The sequence below is a fragment of the Enterobacter sp. PL1 genome (assembly GCF_945957325.1).
Taxonomy (GTDB): Bacteria; Pseudomonadota; Gammaproteobacteria; order Enterobacterales; family Enterobacteriaceae; genus Enterobacter; species Enterobacter roggenkampii.
On the sequence record NZ_CAMFKT010000028.1, the window covers coordinates 1 to 13,174 of the forward strand.

Sequence of the window (13,174 nt, forward strand, 5' to 3'; positions counted from 1 at the left end):
GGCGCATTAAACCCGATCTGCCCGGTGTCGTCAACGAAAAATGTTGTTTTCGTTACGGACTGCGCAATCTCTCACCATTTCGCCGCATCCTTAAGCGAAAAAGTGCGTCCAGAGCGCGGAGAGCGGCATGGCGAGCAGCAGCGCGGGCAGCATGTTCACCACGGCAAACATCTTAATCCCACAGATGCGCAGCCCTGTTGCCAGCAGCAGCAGGCCGCCGACGGCGGTAAAGTCTGCCATCATCGCCGGCGTAGTGAGCGGGAGAATTAACGTGGCGCAGGTAGCCAGTGCCAGCTGGATAAGCAGCATCGGCACGCAAATCGCCGCGACGGCAATGCCGAGCGTGGTGGCAAAAATAGTGGCGGTGAAGAAATCCAGAAACGCTTTTGCAATTAAAATGCTCGGGTCGCCCGTCATCCCTTCCTGCATCGAACCGAAAATCCCGGTGCCGCTGGCGCAAAACAGAATAATGATGGCGACGTAGTTCTGAATAAACGTCTCGTGCGTGCCGTGCTTCGCCTTGCCCGGTCGGGCTATCAGGTTTTTGGCTTTGCCTACCGCATTATTGATGCCTTTTTCCAGATAGCAAAACTCGCCAATCAGCGCGCCGAGCAGGGTGGCCAACACCATCACCGGCAGGTTGGCGCATTTGACCACTAACAGAATACCGATCCCTAACGAGGCCAGGCCGAATATCGAGGGCATGGATGAGCGGATACGCTCCGGCAGCCGCTGGCTCAGCACTGCGCCGAGTACGCCGCCCAGCAATACGGCTCCTGCGTTGATAAATGGCCCGATAACCACGCTTAACTCCTGTTATTTAATCATTGATATTGCATTATTATGGCACGTCAGCGCTGCGCGGGCCTTAGCTTTGGGTGATATACGTGCATACTGATTCCTTCTTGCACCTCAAAATAAAAGGTGACATTATTGCGCGAATTTTCTCCTCCCTGTCTCACCGTTCGGTGAGGGTAATTGCGCTTATGAAAACCATGAAAATCGCCGTCAGCCGCGAGCTGCTCTCAACGGTGTCTACGCATCGCGAAAAGGTGACGCTGGACAGCACGGATTTCACCGATGTGGCAGCCGTCGTCATGACGACGACAGAGAGTCGCAGCGGCATCCTTGCCTTGCTGAAACGCACGGGCTTTCATTTACCGGTGTTTATTTTCTCTCAGGAGCCAACGGAGGTGCCTGACGGCGCCACCGCGGTCATCTCGGGTAAAGCTCAGGAGTTTCTGGAACTGGAGACTGCTGCCAGCCGTTACGAAGAGAACCTGCTGCCGCCGTTTTTCGACACCCTGAGTCAGTATGTGGAGATGGGCAACAGCACTTTCGCCTGTCCGGGCCACCAGCACGGCGCGTTTTTCAAAAAGCATCCGGCAGGGCGGCAGTTCTATGATTTCTTCGGTGAGAACGTGTTCCGCGCGGACATGTGCAACGCCGACGTGAAGCTGGGCGATCTGCTGATCCACGAAGGGTCCGCCAAGCATGCGCAAAAGTTTGCGGCGAAAGTCTTCAACGCGGATAAAACCTACTTCGTGCTGAACGGCACGTCGGCGGCCAACAAGGTGGTGACCAACGCGCTGCTCACCCGCGGCGATCTGGTGCTGTTCGACCGCAACAACCATAAATCTAACCACCACGGGGCGCTGATCCAGGCGGGCGCCACGCCGGTTTACCTTGAGGCCGCACGTAACCCGTTTGGCTTTATTGGCGGGATTGACGACCACTGCTTTGACGACGCGTATCTGCGGGACCTGATCCGCGAGGCGGCGCCGGAGAAGGCCGACGAGGCGTGTCCGTTCCGCCTGGCGATCATTCAGCTAGGCACCTACGACGGGACGATCTACAACGCCCGTCAGGTGATCGACAAGATCGGCCATCTGTGCGACTACATTCTCTTTGACTCCGCCTGGGTAGGCTACGAGCAGTTTATTCCGATGATGGCGGAAACGTCCCCGCTCTTGCTGGAACTGAACGAGAACGATCCGGGCATCTTTGTGACCCAGTCGGTGCACAAACAGCAGGCCGGGTTCTCGCAAACGTCGCAGATCCATAAAAAGGATAACCATATCCGCGGCCAGGCGCGTTTCTGCCCGCACAAGCGGCTGAACAACGCCTTTATGCTGCATGCCTCCACCAGCCCGTTTTACCCGCTGTTCGCGGCGCTGGATGTCAATGCGAAAATCCACGAAGGGGAAAGCGGGCGCAGGCTGTGGGCCGAGTGTGTGGAGCTGGGCATTGAGGCGCGCAAGGCCATCATTGCCAACTGCCATATGATCAAGCCGTTTATCCCACCGGTGGTGGCGGGGCGGCCGTGGCAGGATCATCCGACGCACGCCATTGCCAGCGAGCTGCGCTTCTTCAGCTTCGAGCCGGGGGCCAAATGGCACGGATTTGAGGGCTATGCGAGCGAGCAGTACTTTGTTGACCCGTGCAAGCTGCTGCTGACCACGCCGGGCATTGATGCCGAAACCGGGGAGTACACCGATTTCGGGATCCCGGCGACGATTCTGGCGCACTACCTGCGTGAAAACGGCATCGTGCCGGAAAAATGCGACCTTAACTCGATCCTGTTCCTGCTGACGCCTGCCGAAAGCAGCGACAAGCTGGCTCAGCTGGTGGCAATGCTGGGGCAGTTTGAACAGCATATTGAAGACGACACCCCGCTGGCCGACGTGCTGCCGACGATCTTCCAGAAATACCCGGTGCGCTACCGGGATTATACCCTTCGCCAACTGTGTCAGGAGATGCACGATCTCTACGTCAGCTTCGACGTGAAGGATTTGCAGAAGGCGATGTTCCGCAAGAAGAGCCTGCCTGAGGTGGTGATGAACCCGCAGGATGCCAATCAGGCGTATATTCGCGGGAATGTGGAGCTGGTTCGCATACGGGATGCCGAAGGGCGGATTGCTGCCGAAGGGGCGCTGCCCTATCCGCCGGGCGTGCTGTGCGTGGTGCCGGGTGAAGTCTGGGGCGGGGCGGTACAGCGTTACTTCCTGGCGCTGGAGGAGGGCATCAACCTGCTGCCGGGCTTTTCGCCGGAGCTGCAGGGCGTGTACAGCGAGAAGGATGCCGACGGGATTAAGCGGCTGTATGGATATGTGTTGAAGTAGACTCTCCCCCGAACATAGGCCGGGTAAGCGTCAGCGCCACCCGGCGATTTGCCCGGTGGCGCAAGCTTACCGGGCCTACAATATCGCTTCAGGCTTCTGCGCGGCGGTACATCCTCCTTGGATGCCCAATCTTGCCGTACAGCATCTCCACCGTCAGAAAACCCGCCTCCACGCAGTGCTCCAGATAGCGACGGGTGGTGGTTTTACTCAATCCCGTCTCGCTCACCACCTCATCCACGGTAAAGCTGTGCGTTGCCTTGTCGTTAAACAGCGACTGCACCCGCGCCAGGGTATTTTCCTCAATGCCCTTGCTGCCGTTGTCCTGGCGGTAGTTTTTCGCCTGAAGCTGATAGAGCGAATCGACGTTCTGCTGGTCGACAATCTTCCAGACGCGCTGCTGTTCGGCAAACTGCACAAACCGCTCCAGCGACTGGCTGAGCCGCTTCCAGGAGACGGGTTTGAGGATGTAGTCGAACGCGCCGTTGCGGATCGCCTGGCTGCAGGTGTCCATATCGCTGGCGGCAGTAATAAAAATGACCGAGCAGTTGGCGCGGGCCAGCATGGGGTTATTGATCAGCGAGATCCCTTTGCCGTCGGGCAGATAGTTATCCAGCAGCACCAACTGCGGCTGTTTGCTTGCAAGCTCTGCCTGGGCCGCAGCCAGCGACGAGGCAATGCCCACCAGCCTCAGACGCGGATGCTTGCTTATCAGCTCCGCGTGCAGTTGCGCCAGCTCGTTCTCGTCTTCAACAATCAGTACGTCGATAAGTTCATGTTGCATAGTCGGTGTCTTCCAGTTGCCGGGCGGTTCCCGTGGCCGGGATAAACAGGGAGAAAATGGCGCCGCGCGGGATATTATCGGCAACTTCTATCGCGCCGCCAGCCTGTGTGACATAGCTTTCGATCAGATACAGACCAATCCCATGATCGCCGCGCGTTTTGGTGGTGATGCCGCGTTCAAAGATCCGCTCACGGATCTCCGGCTTGATGCCAACGCCCTGGTCGGCCACTTCAATAATCAGCTCCTGGTCGCTGAGCTTTATCAGCACCTCCACCGGCGCGTGGGGAAGCGGCGACCGCTGCGTCGCTTCGATAGCGTTATCCAGCAGGTTGCCAATAATCGAAATCAGCTCTTGCTCCCCCAACGGCAGGAACGGCCTGTCCAGCCGACAGGCCGGGTCGAAACTCAACTCGACCCCTTTCTCCCGCGCGCGGGCGGCTTTCCCCAGCAGCAGGCCGCACAGAGTCGGGGAGCTGAAGCGCGAAGAGATAAAGTCCAGCAGCTCCTGAGCGTGTTCAGACTGCGCCTGAATGTAGCCAATCGCCTCCTCATAGCGGCCCATATGCAGCAGACCGGAGAGGGTGGTCATCCGGTTTAACTGCTCATGGCGCATGATGCGAAGGTTATCGACGTAGCGTTTGACCTGGCTGAGCTGGGCGCTCAGCGAGTCGATCTCGTTGCGATCGCGGAAGGTGATCACCCAGCCCTGCAGCGATCCCTCAAGCATGATGTGGACCCGGCTGGCAATCACCGTGAGATCGTTAAAACGGCAAATCTCATCATGGGTATCTTTCGCCAGCATCGTCTGCGTGTCGAAGAACGGGACCGGATCGATCACCTGGCTTATCAGCTGCCCGCGAAGCTCACGGGCCGGCTGGCTCAGCCCCAGCAGCTTGCGCGCCGCCTGGTTGATGACTTCAATCCGCCTTTGATCGTCAATGGCAATTACGCCTTCATAAATAGACTCCATCAACGCCTTCTGCTGGCGTACCAGCAGGCCGATCTCGCGCGGCTCGAGGGAGAAGATCTGCTTCTTAATACTGCGGGTAAAGAACCAGGAGAAGATAAAGAGAGCAATCAGCAGCAGCACCGCGGCAATCAGGATATTGACCACTTTACTGACGGTAATGGTGTCCAGGTAGCTGGTGAGATAGCCGACCGAAACAATGCCGACCACCTGTCCGGCAGCGTTGAAGATGGGGGCCTTACTGCGCAGCGAAATACCCAACCCGCCTTTGCGGATGGTGGTGGTGCTTTTACCCTGCAATACGGCTTCGTTGTCACCGCCTACCAGCGTGGTGCCCACTCTGTCGGCGAAGACGGAGTGAAAAAGATGCTGGCCCTTATTATCACCAATCACAATAAAGCTGGCGTCACTGTGCGCAGAAATCTTCTGCATAAAATCATGGATGGCGGCGATATTCTTTTGTTCAACTTCATGTCGCAATGTTGGAATAAGCGCAATCTCTTCAGCCTGTATTTTGGCGCGCGTGCTCATTTCCTGATAAAGCTGTTTCCCGACATCGGCATAATAATATCCGCCCAGTAACGCAAAAAGCACTGAGAAAAAGGCAACCAGCGAAATAAACAGCTTTATCTGAAAAGAGACTTTCATAACTCTCACGCAAGGTAGCGACAAAGAACGCCAATATATCATCTTTTTTCGCGCGGACGTCCGCTTTGCCGAAAACTTGTGATCCCTTGCACAGCGGGCGTTGTAAAAGCGTTATCCCAAAGACGGGTGGCCTCTGGCTGCACGAATAAATGTTATTTGTTTGTTCAATTCAGAAAAGAAACCATAAAAACCACGGCCATAAATAAGGCGTAAATCACATTAAATAAAAGAAACCATTAAAACCATAGCTGCCATTAAAACTTCGCTTTTAATATGCCATTCCTCACATAAAGTAAGCCTTTGTGACTCTAAGCTGAACGCACAAAATAACCAAGGGGCTTATTATGAGCACAACTGACGATTCTTTCTCTGTTACCCACGACCCGATTGAAATTCAGCGGCCTTCGCTTAAAGAGCGCTGGTGGCATATTATGGATACCTGGAAAATCGGGATTATTCCTCTGCCGCTGTTCGTTCTGGCGGGCGCGCTGATCGCCATTGATTGCCTGGGCGGAAAACTGCCGAGCGATATCGTGGTGATGGTGGCGACGCTGGCCTTCTTCGGCTTTGCCTGCGGCGAGTTTGGCAAACGCCTGCCGATTGTCGGCAAGCTCGGCGCGGCGGCGATTTGCGCCACCTTTATCCCTTCCGCGCTGGTCTATTACGGCCTGCTGCCGGACGTGGTGGTCGAGTCCACCACCAAGTTCTACAAATCCACCAACATTCTCTACCTCTATATCTGCTGCATTATTGTCGGCAGCATCATGAGCATGAACCGCACGGTGCTGATTCAGGGCTTCCTGCGCATCTTCTTCCCGATGCTGTGCGGCGAAATCGTCGGCATGCTCGTGGGGATGGGCGTCGGCCTGGCGCTGGGTCTTGAGCCATTCCAGATCTTCTTCTTTATCATTCTGCCGATCATGGCGGGCGGCGTGGGCGAAGGGGCAATCCCGCTTTCCATCGGCTATGCCACCCTGCTGCATATGGACCAGGGCGTAGCGCTCGGACGCGTGCTGCCGATGGTCATGCTCGGCGGTCTGACCGCCATCATCATCTCCGGCTGCCTGAACCAGCTGGGTAAACGCTACCCGCACCTGACCGGTGAAGGCCAGCTGATGCCGAACCGCGCCAATGCCGATGCCACCGTTTCTCAACCGGCGTTCTCCGGCAAAGCGGACGTGACCACCATCGCCTCCGGCGCGCTGCTGGCGGTGCTGCTCTACATGCTGGGCATGCTCGGCCACAAGCTGATTGGCCTGCCTGCGCCGGTCGGCATGCTGTTTATGGCGGTGCTGGTGAAGCTCTGCAACGGCGCCTCTCCGCGCCTGCTGGAAGGCTCGCAGGTGGTGTACAAGTTCTTCCAGACCTCCGTGACCTACCCGATTCTCTTTGCCGTTGGCGTGGCCATCACCCCATGGCATGAACTGGTGGCCGCCTTCACGCTGACCAACCTGCTGGTGATTATCAGCACCGTCTCCGCGCTCGTGGCGACCGGGTTCTTCGTCGGCAAAAAGATTGGCATGCACCCGATTGATGTCGCCATCGTCTCCTGCTGCCAGAGCGGCCAGGGCGGTACTGGCGACGTGGCGATCCTGACCGCAGGCAACCGCATGAGCCTGATGCCGTTCGCCCAGATTGCTACCCGTATCGGCGGGGCGATTAACGTCTCCATCTCTCTGCTGATTCTGGGCAACTTCCTCGTTTAAGTTTTCAGGAAAGAACAATGAAACTCGCAAGCTTTTTATACCAGGGAAAACGCAGCTACGGCATCGTCCAGGCCGACGGCGTGATTGATTTAGGCCGCCGTCTGGGCGACCGCTACAGCGACCTTAAAGCGCTGCTGCAGGGCAACGGGCTGGCGCAGGCCACCCGCTACCTGAACGATGCCGTGGACGTGCCGATGAGCGCCATCACCTTCTTACCGGTGATTGAGCAGCCGGAAAAAATCCTCTGCGTGGGCATGAACTACGCCGACAAGCGCAAGGAGTTTGACCAGCACAACCCGGCCCCGACGCTGTTTGTCCGCTTCCCGGACTCACAGACCGGCCACAACGAGCCGGTGCTGAAGCCGCGCCACTCCAGCGAATTCGACTACGAAGGCGAGCTGGCGGTGATCATCGGTAAAGGCGGGGAGAACATCAGCCGCGACGACGCCCTGCGCCACGTGGCGGGCTACAGCTGCTACATGGACGGCTCCGCCCGCGACTGGCAGCACACCTGGTTTACCGCCGGTAAAAACTGGCGCAAAACCGGCGCGTTTGGCCCGTGGATGGCGACGGCGGACGAGATCCCGGATCCGCACCAACTGGCAATCCGCACCTGGCTGAACGGCCGCATGGTGCAGGAAGACAACACCAGCAGCATGATCCACAAGGTGGCGGAGCTGATCGAGTACATCAGCACCTTCACCCGCTTAAGTCCTGGCGATGTGATCATCACCGGATCCCCGGGCGGGGTGGGTAAAAAGCGCAATCCGCCGCTGTTTATGAAAGAGGGGGATCGCATTGAGGTGGAGATCGAGCATATCGGTCATCTCAGCAACGTGATCGTGGAAGCGCCAGCCGTCGGGCTTGCGGCAGCACATTAAGTAAGGCGGCAGCATGCATTCGCAACCCATCGATTTTCGCCACACGCTGGTGGCGAAACACCCGGAACGCTTGAGTCAGATCCGTTATCTGCTGGCAGACAGCGGCCTTGGCCTGGACAACGACATCACGCTGTTCGTCGAAGCCTGGTCCGGCCCGCAGCTGGTGGGTTGCGCAGGGCTTGCCGCCAACGTCATCAAGTGCGTGGCGGTCAACGAGCAGCTTCGCGGCGAGAACCTCAGCGCGCGGCTTCTGGCAGAGGTGGAAAATGCGGCGCTGGAGCGCGGCCATTTTCACCTCTTCCTCTGCACCCGGCCGTGCAACCGGGAGCGCTTTGCCCGCAGCGGCTTCTGGCCGATTGCCCAGAGCGGGAACAACGCGGTGCTGATGGAGAACACCCCGCAGGGGATCGCGCGCTACTGCCGTTCCCTGAGCGCGAAGCGCAAGTGCGGGGAGAAGATTGGCGCCATCGTGATGAACGCCAATCCGTTCACCCTCGGCCACCGCCATCTGGTGGAGCAGGCGGCGCAGCGGTGCGATGCCCTGCATCTGTTCGTGGTGCGTGAAGACGCATCGTTCTTCCCGTTCAGCGCGCGTCTGGAGATGGTGCGGGCGGGCGTGGCGCATCTGCCGAACGTGGTGGTGCATGAAGGCTCGCAGTACATCATCTCTCGCGCCACCTTTCCGGCCTACTTCCTGAAGGAGACCGGCAAAGTGCAGCAGGCGTGGAGCGAGATCGACGTGCTGATCTTCCGGGACTTCATCGCCCCGGCGCTCGGCATCACGCACCGCTTCATCGGCTCGGAGCCGTTCTGCGACATCACCCGCCAGTACAACCAGACGCTGCACGACCTGCTGGCCTCGCATATCGAGGTGGTGGAAATGCCGCGCATCAAGGCCACCGGTAACGCCATATCGGCGTCCGAAGTGCGCCGCTTACTGAAGACACAGCAGTTTTCCCGGATCCGGGAGATTGTCCCGGACTCCACCTTCGCGCATCTCGAAACGCATTACCGTGCGAGTGCGGAAGTCGCTTAACTACCAGGAATTTATCATGAAAATTGTAAGGGAGGCGCTGGCCGGAACGCAGGAGTCCAGCGACCTGATGGTGAAAATTGCTCCCGCTCACGGCGAGCTTGAGATCGTCATCCACAGCGAAGTGATTAAGCAGTTTGGCGAGCAGATTCGCCAGGTGGTCAACGACACATTGCGCGCCATGAACGTGCACCAGGGATTAATCATTATTGAAGACAAAGGGGCGCTGGACTGTGTGATCCGCGCCCGCCTGCAAAGCGCGCTGCTGCGTGCCGCCGATGAACAGGCCATCAACTGGGGGGCGCTGAAATGAGCAAACTCCGCCGCAGCATGCTGTTCCTGCCGGGCGCTAACGCCGCCATGCTCTCCACCGCCTTTATCTACCGTCCCGACGCCATCATGTTTGACCTTGAGGACGCCGTTGCCCTGCGCGAGAAGGATACGGCGCGCATGCTGGTGTTCCACGCGCTGCAGCACCCGATGTATCAGGATATCGAAACCGTGGTGCGCATTAACCCGCTGAGCACGCCGTTTGGTCTGCTGGATCTGGAAGCCGCCGTGCGGGCCGGCGTGGACGTGATCCGTCTGCCGAAAACCGATACCCCGGACGACATTTACGAGCTGGAGGGCCACCTCGAGCGCATCGAGCAGGCGTGCGGCCGCGAGGTCGGCTCCACCCGCGTGATGGCGGCGATTGAATCGGCCATTGGCGTCATCAACGCCGTGGCGATTGCCCGCAGCTCTCCGCGCCTCATCGGCATTGCGCTGGCTGCCTTTGACTACGTGATGGATATGCAGACCGAGCGCGGCGACGGCACCGAGCTGTTCTACGCCCGCTGTGCCGTGCTGCACGCCGCCCGCGCGGCGGGTATCGACGCCTTCGACGTGGTGTGGTCAGACGTTAACGACGAGGCCGGGTTCCTGCGCGAGGTCGATCTGATCCGCAAGATGGGCTTCAACGGCAAATCACTGATTAACCCGCGCCAGATTGACCTGCTGCACAACGCCTACGCCCCGACGCAGGAAGAGGTGGATCACGCCAGAAGGGTGATTGAGGCGGCAGAAGAGGGCGAGCGTAACGGCCTGGGCGTGGTGTCGCTCAACGGCAAAATGGTGGATGCACCGATTATTAACCACGCGCAGGTGGTGCTGGAGCGCGCGGCGGCCTCCGGCGTGCGTCGGTAAGGATAAGACAATGAATCAGACTGAACTTCTTCACGTGAATTTTCCCCATCTGCGGGACTTAAAACCGTTTGATACCGCCCACAGCGCCACGCCGTGGCTGGCGGACAGCGATGCGAAGCACAGCCGCAAGCTGTGTGCCTCCATTGAAGAGGCGGTTAAACGCTGCGGCCTGCAGGACGGGATGACCATCTCCTTCCACCATGCGTTTCGCGAAGGCGACCGGGTGATCAACACCGTCGTGGCGCTGCTGGCGCGGATGGGCTTCAAAAACCTGACGCTGGCCTCCAGCTCGCTGATGACCTGCAACGACGCGCTGATCGAGCATATCGAAAGCGGCGTCATCACCCGGATTTATACCTCGGGCATGCGCGGCAGGCTGGCGGAGGCCATCTCCCACGGGCTGATGGACGAGCCGGTGCAAATTCACTCTCACGGCGGGCGCGTGAAGCTGCTCCAGGACGGCGAGCTGAATATCGACGTGGCGTTTCTCGGCGTGCCGTGCAGCGATGAGTTTGGCAACGCCAACGGCACGCACGGTAAATCCTGCTGCGGCTCGCTGGGCTACGCGATGGTGGACGCGCACTTTGCCCGCAAGGTGGTGCTGCTGACCGAAGAGCTGGTGCCGTTCCCCAATATGCCCGCCAGCCTGGCGCAGGACCAGGTGGACTACATCGTGCAGGTGCAGAGCGTGGGCGATCCGGCGAAAATCAGCGTCGGCGCGGCGCGCGTCACCAGCAACCCGCGCGAGCTGATGATCGCCCGCTATGCGGCGGACGTGATTGAACACTCCGGCTACTTCAAGCCGGGCTTCTCGATGCAGACCGGCTCCGGCGCGGCGGCCACCGCCTGCACCCGCTTTATGGAAGAGAAGATGGAGCGCAGCGGCGTGAAGGCGCGCTTTGCGCTCGGCGGCATCACCGGCAGCCTGGTGGATCTGCACGAGAAGGGGCTCATCGAAAAGCTGCTCGATACCCAGTGCTTTGACGGTCAGGCGGCGGCCTCGCTGGCGCGTAACCCGAACCACGTGGAGATCTCCACCAACGTCTACGCCAACCCCGGCAGCAAGGCGGCAAGCTGCGACCAGCTCGACGTGGTGATCCTCAGCGCCCTGGAAATCGACGTCGAGTTCAACGTCAACGTCATCACCGGATCCGACGGCGTGATGCGCGGCGCGTCCGGCGGGCACTGCGACGTGGCCGCCGCGGCGAACCTGACCATCGTCGTTGCCCCTCTGCTGCGCAGCCGCATTCCGACGGTGGTGAAGCGGGTTACCACGCGCCTTACGCCGGGGGAGAGCATCGACGTGCTGGTCACCGATCACGGCATCGCGGTCAACCCGGCGCGCCCGGAAATCCGCGAGCGGCTGCTGGAGGCCGGGCTGAAGGTTGTGGATATCAACGCGCTGTATGAACGGGCGATCTCCCTGACCGGCGTCCCGAAACCGATTGAGTTCACCGACAAAATCGTCGGGGTGATCCGCTACCGCGACGGCAGCGTGATCGACACCGTGCGACAGGTGAAGGAGGACGTATGACTTTAGCGACACCCGTGCGGGCGGGTGTCAGCCTTGACGAACTGCTGGCGGCGAAAGAGCGCCGCGCAGCGCGCCAGGCTGACATGCTTGAGCACTATCAACAACCGGTGATCTCCCTCACGCTGGTCACGCCAGGGGAAATCAAGGACAGCCTGCGCTACCGCAATACCATGGGCGTGGCGCTGCAGATGTGCGACCAGCTGCTGTGGGAAAACCGTTGGCAGGTGCTGGACCGCCAGGTGCTGTGGCTCCCGACCGGGCCCGAAGCCCTGTGGTGCGTGGCCCATCCGGCGGTGGAAATCAAAGCGCACTGTGCGGATCTGGAGCAGACGCACCCGCTCGGCAGGCTGTGGGATCTGGATGTGATCTGCCCTCAGCACGGCCACGTCGGGCGTCAGTCGCTGGGGGGGAATCTCAGGCGCTGCCTGATCTGCGACGCGCCCGCCCACGCCTGTTCCCGTTCGCGCAATCACCCCATTGAGCAGGTGGTTTCCCGCGTGGAGAAGACGATCGATGACTGGTTTGCTCGCGACTAAACCGCGCCCGGCTGACGTGCCCGCGCTTGCCGAAGCGGCGCTGTGGCAGGAGCTGGAGCTGACGCCCAAGCCGGGGCTGGTGGACAGGCTCAACAACGGTTCCCATCGCGATATGGACCACGCGCTGTTTGTCCGCAGCATTGCGGCGATTACGCCGTGGTTTTCGCGCTTTGCCGAGCTGGGCAGCGCGCATGCGGATAAACCGGCTGGCGAACAGTTACGGCTTCTCCGCCCGATGGGGCTGGCCTGCGAGCAGGCGATGTATGCTGCGACGAACGGAGTAAACACCCACAAGGGCGGCATTTTTGCCCTGGGGTTACTGTGCTTCGCCGCCGGGCGTGTGAAAAATGTCTCCGCAGAGAGCCTCTGCTGTGAGGTGAGTAACATCTGCCGCGGGCTGGTGTCGCGGGAGCTGGCCGCACGCAGCGGACAGGCGACGGCGGGCGAGCGGCAGTTTAAGCAGTACGGCTTAACCGGCGCGCGCGGTGAGGCGGAGAGCGGCTTTGCGACGGTGCGTAAGGCGCTGGCGCAGTGGAGCGGACATTCACTTCACGGCCTGCTGTTGCGCCTGATGGCCGTCAATCAGGACAGCAATCTGGTTTCTCGCGGCGGCATGGAAGGGCTGCGCTACGTTCAGGGCTACGCGCGGGAACTGCTGGATAACGGCTGGGACCGCGAGGCGTTGATCAGAATGGATAACGCACTGATTGAACGGAACCTGAGCCCGGGCGGCAGCGCGGATTTGCTGTCGGTGGGGTGGGTGCTCTCTGCAATAAAATAG

General features: G+C 59.8%; 12 protein-coding genes. 9 read left to right on the forward strand and 3 right to left on the reverse strand.

The features are described from left to right. Positions 1–90 precede the first annotated feature (90 nt). Positions 91–804, reverse strand: a complete 714-nt coding sequence (locus N6P30_RS20305) for a DUF554 domain-containing protein (protein WP_008499781.1) — start codon at positions 802–804, stop codon at positions 91–93. 182 nt (positions 805–986) lie between these two features. Between N6P30_RS20305 and N6P30_RS20310 the strand changes: the two genes are divergently transcribed. Beyond that, positions 987–3,122, forward strand: coding sequence for an ornithine decarboxylase (locus tag N6P30_RS20310; RefSeq protein ID WP_023294535.1), 2,136 nt, complete (start codon positions 987–989; stop codon positions 3,120–3,122). An 88-nt stretch (positions 3,123–3,210) separates the two neighbouring features. Here the strand turns inward: N6P30_RS20310 and N6P30_RS20315 are convergent, their stop codons facing one another. Beyond that, positions 3,211–3,903, reverse strand: coding sequence for a response regulator (locus N6P30_RS20315; protein ID WP_023294534.1), 693 nt, complete (start codon positions 3,901–3,903; stop codon positions 3,211–3,213). After that, on the reverse strand, positions 3,893–5,518 hold the full coding sequence (locus tag N6P30_RS20320; protein ID WP_023294533.1) for a sensor histidine kinase: 1,626 nt from the start codon (positions 5,516–5,518) through the stop codon (positions 3,893–3,895). The genes N6P30_RS20315 and N6P30_RS20320 overlap by 11 nt, the downstream gene beginning before the upstream one ends. 344 nt (positions 5,519–5,862) lie before the next feature. On the opposite strand from N6P30_RS20320, the gene N6P30_RS20325 reads away from it, so the two are divergent. From N6P30_RS20325 to citG, 8 genes are read left to right on the forward strand one after another with little or no spacing between them, the layout of a single operon-like run. Further along, positions 5,863–7,224 carry a 2-hydroxycarboxylate transporter family protein gene (locus N6P30_RS20325; protein WP_021242090.1) on the forward strand — a complete coding sequence of 454 codons (1,362 nt, stop codon included), beginning with the start codon at positions 5,863–5,865 and terminating at the stop codon, positions 7,222–7,224. 17 nt (positions 7,225–7,241) lie between these two features. Beyond that, positions 7,242–8,105: a fumarylacetoacetate hydrolase family protein gene (locus tag N6P30_RS20330; RefSeq protein WP_021242089.1), complete on the forward strand. Its 864-nt coding sequence runs from the start codon at positions 7,242–7,244 to the stop codon at positions 8,103–8,105. Positions 8,106–8,118: 13 nt separating this feature from the next. Then, positions 8,119–9,141 carry a [citrate (pro-3S)-lyase] ligase gene (gene citC, locus N6P30_RS20335; protein ID WP_023294532.1) on the forward strand — a complete coding sequence of 341 codons (1,023 nt, stop codon included), beginning with the start codon at positions 8,119–8,121 and terminating at the stop codon, positions 9,139–9,141. Between the two features lie 16 nt (positions 9,142–9,157). After that, positions 9,158–9,451, forward strand: coding sequence for a citrate lyase acyl carrier protein (citD, locus tag N6P30_RS20340; protein WP_023294531.1), 294 nt, complete (start codon positions 9,158–9,160; stop codon positions 9,449–9,451). Next, positions 9,448–10,323 (forward strand): citrate (pro-3S)-lyase subunit beta, encoded by an 876-nt coding sequence (gene citE / locus N6P30_RS20345; RefSeq protein ID WP_023294530.1) that lies wholly within the window; start codon positions 9,448–9,450, stop codon positions 10,321–10,323. Before citD ends, citE begins: the two co-directional genes overlap by 4 nt. Positions 10,324–10,333: 10 nt before the next feature. Further along, positions 10,334–11,857, forward strand: coding sequence for a citrate lyase subunit alpha (gene citF, locus N6P30_RS20350; RefSeq protein ID WP_023294529.1), 1,524 nt, complete (start codon positions 10,334–10,336; stop codon positions 11,855–11,857). Continuing rightward, entirely contained in the window at positions 11,854–12,393 is a 540-nt protein-coding gene (citX, locus tag N6P30_RS20355) for a citrate lyase holo-[acyl-carrier protein] synthase (protein ID WP_023294528.1), read from the forward strand. The genes citF and citX overlap by 4 nt, the downstream gene beginning before the upstream one ends. Then, a complete protein-coding gene (gene citG / locus N6P30_RS20360; protein WP_023294527.1) occupies positions 12,371–13,174 on the forward strand; it encodes a triphosphoribosyl-dephospho-CoA synthase CitG in 804 nt (267 codons plus the stop codon). Before citX ends, citG begins: the two co-directional genes overlap by 23 nt.

Excerpts from the sequence above, each read along its gene's own strand:
- N6P30_RS20310 (WP_023294535.1), top strand. The coding sequence starts at position 987 with ATGAAAACCATGAAAATCGCCGTCAGCCGCGAGCTGCTCTCAACGGTG.
- N6P30_RS20315 (WP_023294534.1), bottom strand. The coding sequence starts at position 3,903 with ATGCAACATGAACTTATCGACGTACTGATTGTTGAAGACGAGAACGAG.
- N6P30_RS20320 (WP_023294533.1), bottom strand. The coding sequence starts at position 5,518 with ATGAAAGTCTCTTTTCAGATAAAGCTGTTTATTTCGCTGGTTGCCTTT.
- N6P30_RS20325 (WP_021242090.1), top strand. The coding sequence starts at position 5,863 with ATGAGCACAACTGACGATTCTTTCTCTGTTACCCACGACCCGATTGAA.
- N6P30_RS20330 (WP_021242089.1), top strand. The coding sequence starts at position 7,242 with ATGAAACTCGCAAGCTTTTTATACCAGGGAAAACGCAGCTACGGCATC.
- citC (WP_023294532.1), top strand. The coding sequence starts at position 8,119 with ATGCATTCGCAACCCATCGATTTTCGCCACACGCTGGTGGCGAAACAC.
- citD (WP_023294531.1), top strand. The coding sequence starts at position 9,158 with ATGAAAATTGTAAGGGAGGCGCTGGCCGGAACGCAGGAGTCCAGCGAC.
- citE (WP_023294530.1), top strand. The coding sequence starts at position 9,448 with ATGAGCAAACTCCGCCGCAGCATGCTGTTCCTGCCGGGCGCTAACGCC.
- citF (WP_023294529.1), top strand. The coding sequence starts at position 10,334 with ATGAATCAGACTGAACTTCTTCACGTGAATTTTCCCCATCTGCGGGAC.
- citX (WP_023294528.1), top strand. The coding sequence starts at position 11,854 with ATGACTTTAGCGACACCCGTGCGGGCGGGTGTCAGCCTTGACGAACTG.
- citG (WP_023294527.1), top strand. The coding sequence starts at position 12,371 with ATGACTGGTTTGCTCGCGACTAAACCGCGCCCGGCTGACGTGCCCGCG.